Origin of the sequence: Oceanisphaera marina, assembly GCF_014643915.1 — a bacterium.
Lineage (GTDB): Bacteria > Pseudomonadota > Gammaproteobacteria > Enterobacterales > Aeromonadaceae > Oceanimonas > Oceanimonas marina.
In genome coordinates, this window is the sequence record NZ_BMKE01000035.1 from 1 (window position 1) to 16683 (window position 16683).

Annotated in this window: 18 protein-coding genes; 12 read left to right on the forward strand and 6 right to left on the reverse strand. The window is 52.0% G+C overall.

The window, feature by feature from the left end; genetic code table 11:
- The coding region (locus IEW52_RS14580) for a DUF6444 domain-containing protein (RefSeq protein WP_229667975.1) at positions 1-381 on the reverse strand (381 nt) is incomplete at its 3' end.
- Positions 382-414: 33 nt separating this feature from the next.
- On the opposite strand from IEW52_RS14580, the gene IEW52_RS14585 reads away from it, so the two are divergent.
- The 3 genes from IEW52_RS14585 (at position 415) to IEW52_RS14595 (ending at position 2537) form a co-directional block, all read left to right on the forward strand.
- A complete protein-coding gene (locus IEW52_RS14585) occupies positions 415-747 on the forward strand; it encodes a pseudouridine synthase (RefSeq protein ID WP_188630829.1) in 333 nt (110 codons plus the stop codon).
- Between the two features lie 256 nt (positions 748-1003).
- Positions 1004-1861: a PA4780 family RIO1-like protein kinase gene (locus IEW52_RS14590; protein WP_188630815.1), complete on the forward strand. Its 858-nt coding sequence runs from the start codon at positions 1004-1006 to the stop codon at positions 1859-1861.
- A gap of 88 nt (positions 1862-1949) precedes the next feature.
- Positions 1950-2537 (forward strand): nucleoside deaminase, encoded by a 588-nt coding sequence (locus tag IEW52_RS14595; RefSeq protein WP_188630816.1) that lies wholly within the window; start codon positions 1950-1952, stop codon positions 2535-2537.
- Positions 2538-2634: 97 nt separating this feature from the next.
- Here the strand turns inward: IEW52_RS14595 and ggt are convergent, their stop codons facing one another.
- The gene (ggt, locus tag IEW52_RS14600; protein WP_229667976.1) at positions 2635-4374 is read right to left on the reverse strand and encodes a gamma-glutamyltransferase; all 1740 of its coding nucleotides are present in this window, start codon (positions 4372-4374) and stop codon (positions 2635-2637) included.
- Positions 4375-4593: 219 nt separating this feature from the next.
- On the opposite strand from ggt, the gene IEW52_RS14605 reads away from it, so the two are divergent.
- From IEW52_RS14605 to IEW52_RS14625, 5 genes are all read left to right on the forward strand, one after another.
- A complete protein-coding gene (locus tag IEW52_RS14605; protein ID WP_188630817.1) occupies positions 4594-4965 on the forward strand; it encodes a VOC family protein in 372 nt (123 codons plus the stop codon).
- 51 nt (positions 4966-5016) lie between these two features.
- Positions 5017-5361, forward strand: coding sequence for a cupin domain-containing protein (locus IEW52_RS14610; protein ID WP_188630818.1), 345 nt, complete (start codon positions 5017-5019; stop codon positions 5359-5361).
- Between the two features lie 24 nt (positions 5362-5385).
- A complete protein-coding gene (locus IEW52_RS14615) occupies positions 5386-5724 on the forward strand; it encodes a DUF4377 domain-containing protein (protein WP_229667977.1) in 339 nt (112 codons plus the stop codon).
- A gap of 23 nt (positions 5725-5747) precedes the next feature.
- Positions 5748-6812 carry an NAD(P)H-dependent flavin oxidoreductase gene (locus tag IEW52_RS14620; RefSeq protein ID WP_188630819.1) on the forward strand — a complete coding sequence of 355 codons (1065 nt, stop codon included), beginning with the start codon at positions 5748-5750 and terminating at the stop codon, positions 6810-6812.
- A gap of 156 nt (positions 6813-6968) precedes the next feature.
- Positions 6969-7463, forward strand: coding sequence for an MgtC/SapB family protein (locus IEW52_RS14625; RefSeq protein ID WP_188630820.1), 495 nt, complete (start codon positions 6969-6971; stop codon positions 7461-7463).
- A 71-nt stretch (positions 7464-7534) separates the two neighbouring features.
- Here the strand turns inward: IEW52_RS14625 and arcC are convergent, their stop codons facing one another.
- Positions 7535-8473 carry a carbamate kinase gene (gene arcC / locus IEW52_RS14630; RefSeq protein ID WP_188630821.1) on the reverse strand — a complete coding sequence of 313 codons (939 nt, stop codon included), beginning with the start codon at positions 8471-8473 and terminating at the stop codon, positions 7535-7537.
- A gap of 661 nt (positions 8474-9134) precedes the next feature.
- Here arcC and IEW52_RS14635 point away from each other — a divergent pair.
- Together IEW52_RS14635 and IEW52_RS14640 are read left to right on the forward strand one after the other, a co-directional pair.
- Positions 9135-11069, forward strand: coding sequence for a methyl-accepting chemotaxis protein (locus tag IEW52_RS14635; RefSeq protein WP_188630822.1), 1935 nt, complete (start codon positions 9135-9137; stop codon positions 11067-11069).
- A gap of 159 nt (positions 11070-11228) precedes the next feature.
- Entirely contained in the window at positions 11229-11996 is a 768-nt protein-coding gene (locus IEW52_RS14640) for a class I SAM-dependent methyltransferase (RefSeq protein ID WP_188630823.1), read from the forward strand.
- Positions 11997-12035: 39 nt separating this feature from the next.
- Here IEW52_RS14640 and IEW52_RS14645 read toward each other — a convergent pair whose 3' ends face one another.
- The 3 genes from IEW52_RS14645 to IEW52_RS14655 form a co-directional block, all read right to left on the reverse strand.
- Positions 12036-12953: a DMT family transporter gene (locus IEW52_RS14645; protein WP_188630824.1), complete on the reverse strand. Its 918-nt coding sequence runs from the start codon at positions 12951-12953 to the stop codon at positions 12036-12038.
- A 190-nt stretch (positions 12954-13143) separates the two neighbouring features.
- Positions 13144-13818, reverse strand: a complete 675-nt coding sequence (locus tag IEW52_RS14650) for a Dph6-related ATP pyrophosphatase (RefSeq protein ID WP_188630825.1) — start codon at positions 13816-13818, stop codon at positions 13144-13146.
- Positions 13819-14051: 233 nt separating this feature from the next.
- A complete protein-coding gene (locus IEW52_RS14655) occupies positions 14052-14600 on the reverse strand; it encodes an outer membrane beta-barrel protein (protein WP_188630826.1) in 549 nt (182 codons plus the stop codon).
- A 410-nt stretch (positions 14601-15010) separates the two neighbouring features.
- Between IEW52_RS14655 and IEW52_RS14660 the strand changes: the two genes are divergently transcribed.
- Positions 15011-16156, forward strand: coding sequence for a sterol desaturase family protein (locus IEW52_RS14660; RefSeq protein ID WP_188630827.1), 1146 nt, complete (start codon positions 15011-15013; stop codon positions 16154-16156).
- A 54-nt stretch (positions 16157-16210) separates the two neighbouring features.
- Positions 16211-16558: a hypothetical protein gene (locus IEW52_RS14665; RefSeq protein WP_188630828.1), complete on the forward strand. Its 348-nt coding sequence runs from the start codon at positions 16211-16213 to the stop codon at positions 16556-16558.
- Positions 16559-16683 lie beyond the last annotated feature (125 nt).

Sequence of the window (16683 nt, forward strand, 5' to 3'; positions counted from 1 at the left end):
GAAGTAGCTGACTTCGGGTAAATCAAATACCTGATGTACTCGGTGTGGTTTGGCATGAGCCAGCATATCGCCACCACAGCAGGTACAGGTGTCTGACGGATAATGTGGCGCGAGCGTCACCCGTTCATCCTGCGGATGCCGCTCTCGACGATGGCCTTTATGACCAGGCTGAGCGCCGCGCTGCTTGCCGGAACGTTTGCGTGGACGAGCCGGCGGTGCCCCTCCTGGTCCATTGCTGGACGGGGGCTTTGAAGAGTTGCCGCTGTTCTGATTGAGGCGGTCTTCCAGCTCGGAAATACGCTCCATGAGCTTGAAAATCAGCTCGTGCGCTTGTTCCAGCGTCAGGGGCGGCACCGTCGGTGTGGTGTGTTTTTTATTCATATTGATAAGCGTGCCTGAACTGGGAGATCGTGNATCAGCGAGCCTATCGCGAAAGATAAAAACCTGTTTCCCCGGGTAAAAATCTGTCCCGATACCGGCAAGGCGGCCTTGAGTGAATACAAGGTGTTGCAGCGTTTAGCACAACCGCGCCGCACTCTGGTGCAGTTTACGCCGCTGACGGGCCGTACACATCAACTGCGGATCCACAGTCTGGCCATGGGGCATCCCATTCTGGGCTGTGATCTGTATGGTAGTGAGCAGAGTGAACAGAAGGCTGAGCGCTTGCTATTGCACGCCAGTGACGTGTATTTTGAGCATCCCAGCCGGGGTGAACCCTTTCATGGGCAATGCCCGTGTCCGTTTTAACACGTTTGCTGTAACATCTGCGTCTTGCGTATGGACCCATTGATATGTGGTGCATATTTGCGAGCAAATCCATGGAGTCAAAGGCGGGTTTTACCGTGAGCCTATTGTGTTTGCCGGCGACAATAAGCGCCCGTTCTTTTATGGGGCAATCGTCGCCCTTGTCTTTAACCGTGTTATCCTGCTTGATACCAATACACCAACAGAGCCTACTCAATAATATGATGTTTGATAGTCGCCCCAACTTAGTAGACAGCCAGTGAAAATACCCAAACGCCTACAACCTCTTGTCGATGACGGTTTAATCGATGAAGTGATCAGCCGACTCATGAGCGGTAAAGAAGCCGATGTTTTTGTGGTCCGTTGTGGTGAGCATATTCGCTGCGCCAAAGTCTATAAAGACGCGATGAAACGCAGCTTTAAAAAAGCGGCACAATATCAGGAAGGGCGAAAAGTTCGCAGCGGCCGTCAAGCTCGCGCCATGGAGAAAGGGTCAAAATACGGTCGTCAGCAACAGGAAGAAATTTGGCAAAATGCCGAAATTGATGCACTTGCCCGTTTAGCTGCGGCAGGGGTGCGCGTACCCGAAACCTTTGGTTGCGTAGATGGCGTTTTGTTAATGGAATTGGTCAGCGATGGGGCCGGCAATGTTGCACCACAATTGGGTGAGGTGACAATGTCGCAAGAGCATGCCATGGAAGACCATACGCTGATGATGCGCTACATCATGCTGATGCTGTGTGCGGGTATCGTGCACGGTGATTTATCCGAATTCAACGTCTTGGTTGATGATTATGGCCCCGTGATCATCGACCTGCCGCAAGCGGTGAACGCCGCCGCCAACAATAGTGCACAAGCCATGTTTGCCAGAGACGTGAACAATATGCGTCGTTACTACGGTGAGTTTGCCCCTGCGTTGCTCAAGACCCAATATGCCAAAGAAATGTGGGCGCTGTTCGAGGAAGGCAACTTAACCCCGAACTCCACGCTCACCGGCGAGTTTGAAGATGACAGCAACAGCGCAGATGTAGGCTCGGTACTGGAAGAAATCAACGCGGCGATGGAAGAAGAGTACGAGCGAAGAGAGCGAATTCGTGATGCCGAGGAAGGCGCCTGAGCCTGTAAGGCGTTGCCGGTCTCAATACGTTACATATTCACTCAGTGGCGGCGCTTATACTGACTCAGACAAGCTGAAGGATCACAACATGAACGCAATTCTGGATAAACAGGCAGCAAAAACGGCGTCTGCATTAACGGCCATTGCCCATATGCCAACCAAGAGCTTGTCGGTGTTAATGGATAATGATTTTGCCTTGGGGTTAACCGACTCTGACTTTATGCGCATTGCGGTGCTGCTGGCGCAAAAGAGCTACGACGAAGGAGGTTGTCCCATAGGGGCGGTGATAGTGAGCAACTCGACCGGAAAAATCGTCGGCAAGGGACACAATACGCTGGTTCAGGAAGGCGACCCTTATAATCACGGTGAAACCGCGGCCATTAAAGATGCAGGCCGGATTGATTTTGGTGACACCACTATTTATACCAGTTTGAGCCCCTGTGCCGTGTGTGCGACGCTGCTGTACATGCGGGGGTTTAGCCGCGTGGTGGTCGGCGATATTACCAATGCGTCTGGCACGGAAGGGCTGTTGCAAGAAAAAGGCGTCAAGGTTGATATTCTGGAAGATCAGCAAGGCATTGCGCTTTATGCTCGTTTTCGTGCCGAAAAACCTGCGCAGGATTTAGAAGACTGGCAAGGACTGAGTGCGCTGTCTTCATCATGTTCCGGCGTTTAAGTCGACCGAGTTAACAAAAATACCTAAAGAAAGGGGCAGCCAATTGGCTGCCCCTTTTTCATCATGCATAACTGTTTATAAGCTTACTGTTTTTGACTTATTGCTGTTGAACAAGGGCCGTGCCCACGCCGTGGCGTTTGGATTCACTTACGGCGGTCACTGTGCCATCGTCATTGAATATAATACCGTTGGCGGCCCCTATTTGGTCGGTTTCGGCAAGGCGATGGCCTAACGCCTCGAGTGCGCTGGCCTGATCACTGCCGGGGAACTCGAGCAGGGTTTCTACCAGGGTGGTATCACCGTTACGCTGACTCATGCGCGGCGCGTTTACCGCGTCGGGCAGTGACATTCCCAGGTCGATGTGGTTGACCAGGGTCTGCAATACGGTGGTGATAATAGTGGACCCGCCGGGTGAGCCAATGGTGAAGGCCGGTTTGCCGTCTTGCAGCACTATGGTGGGGCTCATGCTGGAACGAGGGCGCTTGTAGGCTTCTGCCACGTTGGGGTGGGGTGCGCTAAAGTCGAAGTCGGTGAGTTCGTTGTTAAGCAGAAAACCGCGGCCTGGCACCACTATACCGCTGCCACCCCAGTCCTCAATGGTAAAGGTATAGGCCACCACGTTGCCTTCGCGATCCGATACGGCCAAATGCGTGGTATGGGTCGACTCCTGGCCAAGAGTGGCGTTACTCGGGCGCAGGGGCACAGAAGGATCATCCTGATACAGGAAAGGATCGCCTGGCTCGCGTTTGGCGGAGGCTTTTTCACCCATCAGCTTGGCGCGTTCTTTGGCGTAGTCTTTAGACAGCAGGCCCGCCACCGGCACATCGGTGAATTCACTGTCTGCCACGTAGGCGTTGCGATCGGCAAACGCCAGGCGGGAGGCCTCCAGGTACAAATGCTCGACTTCAGCCCGCGACATTGTCGATAAATCAAAGGTTTCCAGCAGGTTCAGCGCCTGAGCAATGGCAATACCGCCGCTGGAAGGCGGTGCCATGCCGTATACATCAAAACCGCGATAGGTAGAGTGAATGGGCTGGCGAACGCGCACTTCGTAGTCTTTCAGGTCACTTAGGGCCATGCTGCCCGTAAGTACCCGGGTACCGCTAGTCACTGGAGGTTGATTGACTGCTGCCACGATGTCCTTGGCAATGTCGCCTTCGTAAAACGCCCTGGCACCACCGGCGGCAATCTCGCGGTAGGTGTTGGCCAGATCGGGGTTACGGAAATGGGTGCCAACGGGGAGCGCCTTGCCATCTTTCAGGTACAGCTGACTTGCGCTGCTAAAACGAGAGAATTTGCCCTCGTTTATGGTGCTGATGCGGTTAAAGTTTTCACCCAGCATAAAGCCGTCTTCCGCCACCTTGATGGCGGGCGCCAGTAGCTGCTCAAAATTCATGGTGCCATAACGGGTCAGGGCTTCCTGCCAGCCCAGCACGGTGCCGGGCACGCCCACGGAGATGCCGGTGGGCACAACGTCTTGCCACTCCATGGCCACGCCATCTTGCTTGAATACCTCCGGGCTGAAATAGGCGGGAGCCGTTTCTCGGTGATCGATGCTGATCACTTTGTCGTCGGCTGCGGAATAGATCAGCATAAAGCCGCCTCCGCCCACGCCGCAGCTAAAGGGGTCTGTCACTCCCAGTGTCGCCGCCGCCGCTACCGCCGCATCGATGGCATTGCCACCCTGGTCGAGTATCTGCAAAGCGGCTTGGCTGGCCTGCTCCGATACGGTGGCCACGGCACCGCCATGGCCGGAACTAACGGCGGGGGCGGCCTGTAAATGAAAGGCAGTAAACAGCAGAGCCGCAGTAACTGCGGGCGCTAAGTCCATTTTCATGCTCAACTCTCCTTGTAACGAGGACAATGATTAACGCTGACAAAAGAGTGTAGTGTATATTCAGATGAGTCAAGTTGTTAATGTAATGTTCATGCGTTGTTTGTTTTTGGTGCATTAGGGAAGTTGTAATACGGCACTCTTCTGGGAAATCCGGGGCGTGTTAAATGGCTTTAGCGGGTGTAACATGCCAGAGAATTCTTATTTTGACGGGAGCAAAAGATGATCAGTTACGTGACGTTAGGTGTGAGTGATTTAACAGCAGCCAAAACCTTCTATGGCGAGTTACTGGCCGAAATGGGCGGCAAGCTTTTGATGGACATGGGCCGTATCTGTTTTATCGGCGAAACCATGGAGCAGCCCATGCTGGCGGTGTGCATTCCCTTCAACAAACAGCCTGCGCAACCCGGCAACGGCAATATGGTGGCCTTTGCCCCGGGCAGCAAAGCCGCGGTTGATGCCATGTACCATAAAGCCATCGCCTTGGGAGCCACCTGCGAGGGTGCTCCCGGTCAACGTATCGCCGATCGGTTTTATGGTGCCTATGTGCGAGATGTCGATGGCAATAAACTGTGTTTTAACCATTTCGGCTAAGGTGTCTTTTGATGCGGGCCTGGCCAATACAGCTGCAGATACTGGTAAACGATGAATAATGTATTTGAGAATCTGCCTGCCGATTTGACCAATGAGCATGTTCTGGACTTGCTCAATACCCCGCAGGTACGTATCGAGCGTATTGTGTCTCAAGGGCACTGTTCGCCCAAAACCGGTTGGTATGATCAACACGAAGATGAATGGGTAATGGTGCTGCAAGGGGAGGGGACGCTGGCGTTTGCCGATGGTCGTGAGGTCACGTTGCACGCAGGCAGCTTTCTGCATATTCCTGCCCATTGCCCACATAAGGTCAGTTACACCCGAGAAAATGAGCTCACCGTATGGCTGGCCATTTTCTTTAACGCCGACCCTCAGGGTGAACCAGAAGATGAATAGGGCAAGCTTAAGGAATCATGATTGATGAAACAGGCCATAAGTGCGTTCTTGTTGATGACATTAACGGCCTGTACCGCTAATGCCCCGCAAGACACGCAGAAAGTGGATGCATCGACAACGGTGAAAACGGTAACGGTGGGCCCGCAAACCGTAGATTGTGTGGGAGTTGGGCCCATGAAATGTCTGATAGTAGACGACGCGTTTTTTTATGATCGTATTCAGGGGTTTGACTTCGAGCCGGGTTATGAATACCAGCTAAAAATAGAACAGCGTCAACGGTTTTCACCCAGCAATGTGCCTGCCGATGCCAGCTTGTATGAATATCGTCTGGTTGATGTGTTGAGTAAAATCAAACCTGAGTAACAATAAAGCAAAGGAAGGCTGTCATGTCAGACGCGCTGTTAGCTCAGCTTGGTATTCAGTATCCGATTATTCAGGCGCCGATGGCGGGAACCTCTACGGTGGCGCTGGCGGCGGCCGTGTGCAATGCTGGGGGGCTAGGTTCACTAGGCCTGGGCAGCAGCAGTGTCGAACAGGCCAGTCTGCAGATAAAAGCGCTCAAGCTTGCTACCGCCAAGCCGTTCAACGTTAACTTTTTCTGCCACCAGACCCTACCCGATGATGCCCGGCAAAATCGGCAATGGCTGGATGTGCTGCAACCGTACTTTGCCGAGTTATCGGCAAACCCGCCCGACAGTATAACGCCCGCTTACGCCAGCTTTGTTGATAATCACGATATGTTGAGCATGTTGTTGGCCGAGAGACCACCGGTAGTCAGTTTTCATTTTGGGCTGCCAGGCCCGGCGTTCATTGATGCGCTGCAACAGGCGGGTATTGTCTTGCTGGGCTGCGCCACGACGCTGGCAGAAGCCCGCGCCATAGTGGCCGCCGGGCTGGACGGTGTTATTGCTCAGGGGTATGAGGCCGGTGGCCACCGCGGGGTGTTTGTACCAGAGCAGGACAAGAAGCTGGGATTATTTGGCTTGTTGCAGCTGCTGCACCACCAATGCCCACTGCCGGTAATTGCCGCTGGCGGCATTATGCACGGACAGGCGATTGCACAGGTATTGCAGATGGGGGCCAGTGCCGCGCAGCTGGGCACGGCATTTATTCTGTGTCCCGAGTCGGCCGCCGATGCCGCCTACCGTACGCAATTACGCAGTACCATGGCTTATGATACCGGCGTAACATCGGTTATTTCCGGTCGTCCGGCGCGGGGCCTGAGCAACCGTATGCACCAGGAGCTTGGCGAGTACCATGCCAGCCTGCCTGGTTATCCTATGGCGTACAGTGCTGCCAAAGCCCTGCATGCTGTGGCCAGTCGGCAGGGGTGTCATGATTTTGCGCCATACTGGGCGGGGCAAGGGGCACCGCTGGCCCGCGAGTTACCGGCAAAGGCTTTGATGGCGCAGCTTATTCATGAATGGCAGCAGGCGACGTTTGCTATATAGCGAGCCGAAAACGGTAACATCAAGCGAAAAATCCGGGGCAACAATTTGTGATAACAATCCGGGATAACAGGGGAGCGGCCATGCGTTAAATGATGGATTTTTCGCGTTATCGTCTTAATAAAAGACATTTCAGGCAATTATTTATAGGCGGTCTTCATGGATATACTCTGGGAAGCATTGATCTATGGCATACCGAGTGAGCGGGAGTTGGCACACATCGTTATCCGCTTGCTGGCAGCTGCCGTGTTGGGCGCCATTATTGGTATGCAACGAGAAAAAGCCGGTAAACCGGCAGGGCTACGCACCCATATTCTGGTGTGTCTGGGTACGGCGGTGTTTATTCTAGCCTGCTCGGGGGTGGGCATGACGTTAGATGCGCAGTCACGCGTGATTCAGGGGATTGTTACCGGTATTGGTTTTATTGGGGCCGGTACTATCTTGAAACTCGATAATCAAAAAGCCATTAAAGGCCTGACGACGGCGGCCGGTGTGTGGATGACGGCAGCAATTGGTGTGGCGGTGGGCGTGGGTAACTTGGGCGTTGCTGTGCTGGGGACTATGCTGACTCTGATTATTTTGGCGCTGGCCGGGCCATTCGAATTGCGAAGCGAGAGTTCGAACACAATAAAAAATCACGACATAGAGCAATGAATTGGCGACGGATAGCGCAGCAGAATCAGGCTATCCGTCGCCAATATTTTAATACCGATGTTCAGCATTGATTAATCCGATACTTTTACCGCTGGTTCGGCATGCTCGCTAACAATATGGGTACCCGCATCGCCTGCCAGCAATGACAGTGCTTCAGACAAACGACCAATGGCACTGAAACCACCTGACTCGGCAAAGTTACACGCCGCCGTGATTTTTGGCCCCATGGAGCCTGCTGGCAGATTCAAGGCATGGCTTTCGGCTACGGTCAAGGTACTCAGCGGTTTCGCCTCTGGAGTGCCAAAACCGTGGTATACCGCTTCTACATCGGTTAACAGTAACAGTGCATCAGCGCCGAGTTGCTTGGCCAAAAATGCACTTGAGAGATCCTTATCAATCACTGCCTCTATACCTTGCAAGCAGTTATTGGCGTCTCTTATTACCGGAATACCCCCGCCACCGTTACAGATCACCACCACATTTTGTTTCACCAACAGCTGAATGACCTGCAGATCAGGAATGTCCAGCGGTTGGGGGGAAGCCACCACACGGCGCCATTTATCACCGTCCTGAGCAATGTGCCAGCCACCCTCTGCCGCTCGGGCTTCAGCCTCATGCTGGCTGTATACCGGACCAATAAACTTGGTGGGCGTTTGAAATGCAGGATCGTTGCGATCTACCAGCACTTGCGTCAGCAAGGTGGCAATCGGACAGTCACTCTGCAGGGCATTTTCCAGCTCTTGCTCTACCAAATAGCCAATCATGCCCGCTGTTTGTGCACCAAGCACATCCAGTGGGTAGGTTTCACCAGGATTGTAAGCTGCTGCTTGCAAGGCCAATAGACCCACCTGCGGACCATTGCCATGGGTAATCACCAACTGGTGTCCTGCTTTTACAATTTCGGCCAAAGCGCCTGCGGCTACTTTGACATTTTCGCGCTGTACTTGTGCCGTTAACGGCTGACCGCGCTGTTGCAAGGCATTGCCGCCTAATGCTGCTACAACTAACATAATTAATATCTTAAAATTGCTCACAACACCGATTTGGTGCTGTGTATACGACTTTTGCCTGAGAAGGCCCATTAATATGAACGCCCTCAAACACCTCTAATATTATGTCCATCGCGTTTTTAACAAGCGATGGCTAGCTATCTTCAACAGGGGCTAATTTGCTTCATAGCCCAAGTCAATGGATGCCGCTGCGCATTCTACTGAGTTAACACATTAAAATCAGCAAAAATCCCGTGATTTATGGCAAGCGGCAACCGATAAAAGGGCCTATCGGACGAGGTGAGCATGTACTGATCTCCTGCGATGGTCATGCTGGGCTTGTGCATACCAAAGGGAGAAGACAAGCATGTGCTGTTGTGAGCAGCGGTAGGGCAGTTTGAGGTGAACCCGTGGCCGGGCACGGTTCCGTACCCTGGCTAACCGCCTGAATCAAAAAGGCTATACGTTTTTTGACCGCAAAGAGAAAAATGATTAATTTTTAGTTAAACTTTCTGACCCGCCGGTCGATAAACGGTACTGCCTGTTTTTTGCCTGCGAGCCATCATCCTGGTTCGGCCAGGTTGAGCCTGAGGGGCGGCAAGGACGATTATGGAGGCGTGAAAGGGACAGATGGAGTTGATTTTTTGCGTTTACAGTAAGCATTTTGGCCACCGGAGCAGCCATGCACACATTTAAATTGCGTACCGTTTTTATTGCCTTTGTCGCGCTTGCGTTGGCACTACTGACGTCAGTATCTACCGTTATTAATATCAATCAATTTTCTGGTTTGTATTACGGACAAACAGAAAAAGAATATCTGCCAAATAGTGTAGGCCTTATCGCCGAACAAGTACGCGCCGAATTGATGCCCGCCATTATTTTATCCGACGACATGTCAAACAACAGCATGCTGCATAACTGGATGAAACAAGGTGAAAATAGCGCCCCACAGCATCAGCAAGTGCTAAATTATTTTAAACAGCAAAGAGCGAATGCCGGAGCTTCCACCTTGTTTTGGGTGTCTGGCTTGACTAACACCTATTATACCGACGCCGGATTTTTTAAAAACATATCAACAAGGGATCCATTGGACAGCTGGTATTTCAACTTCATCAAGGGTAATGCCAAACAGGTGTTGTCTATCGATCCCGATGAGCGCACGGGTAAATTAACCCTGTTTGTGAATACCCTGATATCCATTGGTGGCGAACGGGTGGGCGCGGCCGGCCTGGGATACGACGTATCTTCGGTGGTTGATTTGATATCGAATTACAAGCTTGGCGATAATGGCTTTATGTTTCTGGTCGATCAAAACGGCATGGTAGCGGTTCATCCCGATTTGTCTCTGACGCGACAGAATGTCAATGATATTGAAAAATACCAGCCGGTAAATGACTTGTTGAAACAGCAACAATCCGGCTTTTCTTTTGAAAGAACACAACTGGAAAATCAGGATGTATACCTGGCGGTGCAAGACGTGCGCGACACCGGCCTGAAATTGGTGGCGGTGCTGCCCTCGGCTGAAATAAGCGGTGCCATCAACGACGTTATTTCATTTTCGGTACTGGTGAGCATACTCTTGACCCTGGTGTTTATTGCGCTGACAGTGGTATTTGCCAATTCGCTAAGCAAGTCTATTCGCCGAGTGGGTGATGATCTCCTGAGTATGTCCGGTAATGGTGGCGATTTGACCACGCGTCTGGACGAGAGTCATGACAATGAACTAGGGCATTTGGCCAAAGGCTTCAACGCCATTATCGGCAAGATTCGCGAGCTGGTGGCAGAAATACAAAACACCGAAACCGCAATGAAAACCGGCATAGAGCAGCTGGCACAGTTGGCCAACGACACCTTCACTTCTACCGACATGCAGCGCGGGCAGACCGATCAGGTTGCGACAGCCATTACCGAAATGGGACAAACCATTACCGAGGTGTCGAGCATTGCGCATCGTACCGCCCAGGACACCGAAAGCGCGGTACAGGATACCCACACCACCAACGACAATATGGCGTTAACCTCACAAACCATGCAAGAGTTGAATGTGGTGATGAGCGACATCGAAAAGACCATAGTCGACTTTGCCAGTCAGGCGGCGGCCATCAACTCTGTGGTGGAAGTGATTAATGCCATTTCCGAGCAAACCAATCTGTTGGCCCTGAATGCGGCCATTGAAGCTGCCCGCGCCGGTGAGCAAGGTCGGGGATTTGCCGTCGTGGCCGATGAAGTACGTAATCTTGCCAAGCGTACTCAGGAGTCGACGTTGGAAATTCGTGATCAAATTGCCCAGTTGCAATCAACGGCGGAGCAGTCCACCAAAGCGATTCGCCAGGGCACGGCCAGCAGTCAGCAGGTGGCAGACAACACCGAGCAGTCTGCGGCGGCATTGATGAGCATCAAGCAGAAGTTTGAAGCCATTAGTTCGGGCAACCACCAGGTAGCGGCCGCCACCGAAGAGCAAGGCGCCGTTGCCGAGCATATTAATGAGTCGGCTCATCTGATTTCTGACAGTGCCGCCAGTATTCACCATAATGCCGAGCAGCAGCTTGAAGCCATTACTCTATTGCAGAACCGAGCCGAGCATTTACGCAGTCTGGTGACGCAATTTAAGGTGTAAGCAGCATTTACCCGTAAATTGTCGGGGAGGCGTGAGGGTCACTGCTCATGCCTCCCTTTTTTTGTGTCTTTCTGTTGCCTATGGAATGACACAGTTACAGAAGCCGCCGTGCTAGTATGTACGCCGATCAGCATTCATTAGCACCATCAGGAGTCGAGTGTGTATAGCGAGTTTATTATTGGCGAAGGCGTTGAGTTTAACCCGGATCTTAACGTTCCTTTTGTGCCCACCGACGAAGTCATAGTCGAAAGCATGCTCGATTTGGCGCGGGTAACGGCGCAAGACGTGCTTTATGATTTGGGCTGCGGCGATGGTCGTATTGTAGTGGCTGCCGCCATGGGGCGAGAAGCACGTGCTGTGGGGGTTGATATGGATCCACCTCGCCTGGAAGAAGCCCGCGAGTTTGCCGACGCTATGGGCATGGATCACCTGGTTGAATTTATTGAAGATGATTTTTTTACGGTGGATATTAGCCAGGCAACGGTTGTAACCCTGTATTTGCTGCAAAGCATTAATCTGCTGTTACGGCCGCGGCTGTTAACTGAACTCAAGCCGGGTACGCGGGTTATTTCTCATTCGTTTGATATGGGCGATTGGTTGCCTGATGATCGCAGTTATGCCGCCGGCGCACATATTTACAAGTGGATTGTACCCGCAAACGTGGCCGGTGTGTGGCAATGGCAAGCCGGTGAGCAGCAACATTTTAGTGTGGCGCTAACCCAGACGTTTCAGCAGTTGAGCGCCAAGGCCTGGCTGAACGAGGAGCCGGTTGTGGTGGAAGCCGCCAGCCTGCGTGGAAATCGCTTAACGCTGACGCTGCAAGTGGCCGGCGAGACGGCTGCACAGACGTTCAGCTGGCGATTGAAAGACCATCAGCTGCAACCGAAAGCCGGTGAGCTGGGCTATGGCAACGCCACCAGGTTATAACGTTTGCGAAATATTGTGCTGGTTGAGTTGGCCCCAAGCCTATTTTTTGCTCTTGCCAAGCGTCACCAACGCCACGCCGGTGCCGATCAGCAGAGCGCCTGCCAATAATCCCTGAGGTGGCGTTTCGCCCTGCAAAAATACCGCCACCGGCACACCGACGACGGCACCCACGGCACCCAGCAGACTGAGCATCACAGGGCCACCGGTTTTTTGCAGAATAAACAGCAACAAAAACTGTCCTGCGAATACCAGCGACTGGGCACCAATTAGCAACCATGGCAAGGGTTGAGCGGTAGGCACTTCGAGGGAAAAATTCGGCAGCAGGCCCGTGCAAAATAACATCATAGCGGCGGCAACCAGCATGCCCGGAGCCAGTGCATCGGCAGACACACCCGCAGGCCAGCGTAAGGTGCGGTAAATATTGCCAATGGCCAGCAACACCGGGCCCAGCAGCGCGATGAGGACCCAGAAGATATCGGCATTGGGGGCCGCCAGTTTGTTGGCCGCCAGCACACCGGCACCGGCCAGGGCTGCCGCAACACCGGTTGCTCTGGCTACCTTGAATTTCTCTATGCCCAGCGCGAGCGCCCCTATGTAGGTGAGCAATGGGGGCAGCGATATAATCAGCGCTACAAAGCCGGCACCAACATGAGGCACGGCAGAGAAGAAAATCAGGTTGGATCCTGCCACGCCGACCAGGGCAGACACCATATAATATTCCAGGGTGTGTCGCGTAATGGGTGGCCATGTTCGCCGTAGTCCGGCCAGTGCCAGTAAAATAACGGCGGCCCCGCTAATCGACCAGTATAAAAAGGCCAGAGGCGATAATTGTATCTCACCGGCAAGCTTGGCCAGATTGGTAGACAAGCCCAGTAGTGCACCGCCAAACAATAAACAGCTCAGCGGCACTAACCCCGTTTTATGATTGTCTGCAGACTTGGTGATTGTGCTGGTCATTTGCGCTCGTTCTGGCGGTAGATAATGAATTACCTTAACACGCCTCACCCCGGCTGTAAGCGGTGACGTTGATGCCGCCGGTAAATGGTGAAAAACATCGTCACTCCAAAGACAAAAAACGTCTTTTTACTGGGTGTTGCTTCTTACCGGCCGGTTATAAAAGCCCTTTGTTGAAGGGCTTTGCGGTGGATCAGGGAGTATCGGCCAGTAATACATCGGCAAACACCAAGCCATCCCGTTGCACTTGCTCGCCCACCTTAATATTCAGTGATTTTTTGAATAAGGGACCGTCGAACACAAAGGTATGAAACTCGCCGTTCTCTCCACAGGGGTCCGTGCTGTCGGGCAAGGCGGCTAACAGCTCGCCGGTCAGCTCCTGACCGGCAAAATCAGCCGGTACCTTGTTAGGGTCCAAACAGGTGATCAGGGCACGCAAACCTGCATCAAACATGGCATGGGGCAGGGCGTGAGTGTCCGTACCCCAAATGGGAAAAATCGCGGTCATGTCTGCGTCTTTAAGCTGATTTTCTCGATACTGTCGTACATCTTCCAATAACAAATCGCCAAAGGCCATGCCGATAATGCCCCGGGCCTTGGCGTCGTTGATAAATGTCCCCATACGCTGGTTGTACAGCTCGTTTGTACAGGGCGAAGGCAGGGTAATGATATCTAATGGCAAACCGATGGCGGCGGCTTGCGCGCGTAAAAGTTCGACCCGCACGCCATGCATGGCCACCCGATCAAATTCTTCACTGACGGTAGTAAACAGCCCGACCACTTCAAACTCCGGATTTTGCAGTAGCTGCTGCAGTGCCCAGGCACTGTCTTTGCCACTGCTCCAGGACATTAAAATTCTTTTCGTCATCAATGCTTCCGTATTATCTATGCCATATATGAGCAGGATAAATGATGACGCCTGCCATAGCATCTTTGATCATCATCACATTCTTGTTGTTTGCCGTGAGGTTGCTGTGATTGATTTGGCATGAAGGTGCCAGCGAAGATAGGCGGGACGAACTAATCATCAAATAGCAAAAAACAAGCAGCCAGCCCGTGGGGGCTGGCTGCTTTTATGTTTACAGGGTAATGGGTGATTGGTTAGAAGTTGTAACCCATACCGACTACATAGTCCCAGCTACCGTTGTCGTAGTTATCACCGGCGCTATTGCTGCTGTCAAACAAGAAGCTATATTCGGCACGAGCCTGAACGAAGGTACTCGGCAGTACGTAATACTTCATACCCAGTTCCAGGCCGGCGGTACCGGTTTCTTTCACGCCATCACCGTAAATGGCACCCAGAGTGGCACCTACAAACGGACGTACCTGATTATGACCAAAGTGATAATCGATAAAGCCTTTGGTTGCACCACGCCAGATATCGTCGCCGTTATCTACAGAGCCCCAGGTTACATTCTGGCGCACACCTGCCACGGTACGGTCACTCAGGTACCAACCCATATCACCGGACAGACCAAAGCCGCCGCTGTCAAAATTCTTGTCGCTGCTACCGGAACCACTAAGAGAAAACTCACGGTCACCCATTTTTGGACCGTAACCTTGAGCATGCATACCCTGAGCCTGAGCGAGGGCGGGAATCATAATGGCGCTGGCACAAAGTGCAATTGAAATTTTCTTGAACGTTTTCATGAAAAACTCCTTGTGTCGACGAGTCGACTAGACAGATTCACATAGTAAAATTTTGGTGCACAACAGATTGAATTAGCCAGTTGCCGTGACTAATGGTAAATCAGACATATCCATGCTGTTCCATTCAAATCACTATCTAGGTGTAGCGAGGCGACCGATAAATGTCAAATTAGTTCACAAGATAATTCACTGGCTCAAATGGGTGATGGCTGTACTTTATTTTTGTTTTATCTTTGCACGGTCAGGGTAAGAATATGGCAGCTTGAGCAAGCATGGTATTGTAGGGATAAAGCCGTCACGCCTGAGCGTCGCGGCTTTTTAACGAGTATTGTTGAGGGCGCCAAGGCGATTGATTTAACAAATAATTTTTTATCAAGTTGTGACATCAGACCAATATCGAAAGGATCAAAGTGGATAAAAAACATATCTATCAGCGACGCAAAGTGACGCTGGATAGCCAAAAAGAGTTCCGGTTGGGCGAGGGGAAAATCAGTGGGTACTGTGCCTTGTTACTGGGAGCATTAAGTCTGCTGGCGGTGTTGGCTTATCGCTATCCGGCCTATCTCACCACCATTGAATTACGCCAGCTTTACAATGCAGAAACGCTGCAGGTTGTGCTCAAGTACGGTATGTACTTTTCGTTGTTCTTCGGGGTGCTGACCTTCATTTTAAACGGCTACAAACGTTTGGGGCTGGCGGGCATAAGTCTGACTTTGCTGGCCTTTGCGCTGGGGGGCTATTCGATTCCGGTGGGGCCGGTTGAGCCGATGCGGTTGTCGCTGGGAGTCGACTGGCTGATTCTGGCATTGCTTGGCTCGGTGTTTATTTTCATGGCTCTGGAAAAACTGCTGCCCAGGTATAAAGAACAAGTGATCTTGCGGGCCGAGTGGGGGCTGGACTTGCTGTATTTTTGTATCAACCACCTCGCGATTTCCGCTATTTTGATCTACGGGAACTATCACGCAGCCCATTTTGACTGGGCGTTGAGCCCGGCGCTGCATGCTGCGGTGCAGTCGGTCCCGGTGCTGGTGCAGTTTGTGCTGATCGTGTTATGTGCCGATTTTGTCTTGTACTGGGAGCACCGTTTATATCATGAAGTGAGAGCGTTATGGCCCATTCATGCGGTGCATCACTCGGTAGAGCAGCTAGACTGGCTGGCCGGGTCACGAGGGCATTTTATTCAGGTATTTTCGGAGCGTGCCATGGTAATGGTGCCTTTGTATTTGCTGGGGGCCAGTGAGGCCGCGCTCAATATGTATGTGGTATTTGCGGCGCTGCAAGCGGTGCTTATTCACTGTAATACCGGGTTGCCGTTTGGCTGGTTGAAATATGTGCTGGTCACGCCGCAATTTCATCATTGGCACCATAGCTCGGAGCGCCCGGCTCTGGACACCAATTATTCGGCTCATACCCTATTGTTCGACAAATTATTTGGCACTTACCACATGCCCGGTGCTCATTGGCCGGCGGAGTATGGCACAACCAGTCCTTTGCCCCGACGTTTTTGGGGGCAACTTTTTTATCCGCTTAAAATGTGGCTGAAAAAGTGGCGCTAACATCTTATTATTCGTGCGGTTTTTATCGATAACCAATCACCAATAAGGTCAGTTATGAGATTGATAAAATATGCCGTCCTGGCGTTGTGTGTTGGCCTGCTCTCGGCATGTGATCATGGGTTTGAGGGCGAGTACCAGACCAGGGCGGGATCGGGTAATGAGATGCTTAACGCATTTTCCGAGCTGATAGGAACGCAGAACATTATTATCGGTAGCGATTATATCGAGTCTGAAGGGCAGCGTACCCCGTTTGAAGAGATTCTGGTGCGCAAGTCTGAAAATGGTCAGCGTTACCTGGTTTTCAAAAATGATGGTGAAGAACAAGCCTGGAAAATTATCGATGACAATACCCTGCAACAGGGAAATGAATTCATTAATATCACGCTGCATAGAATTAAATAGCGATTGTGCCGGTAGTTTATGTATAAGCAGTACGGCATAACCCATGTGGATCTATAATTTCTACATATAGCTACATTCGGGAGCCTGCCATGAAACGGAACTTGTTAGGTCAGTCACTCACGGCC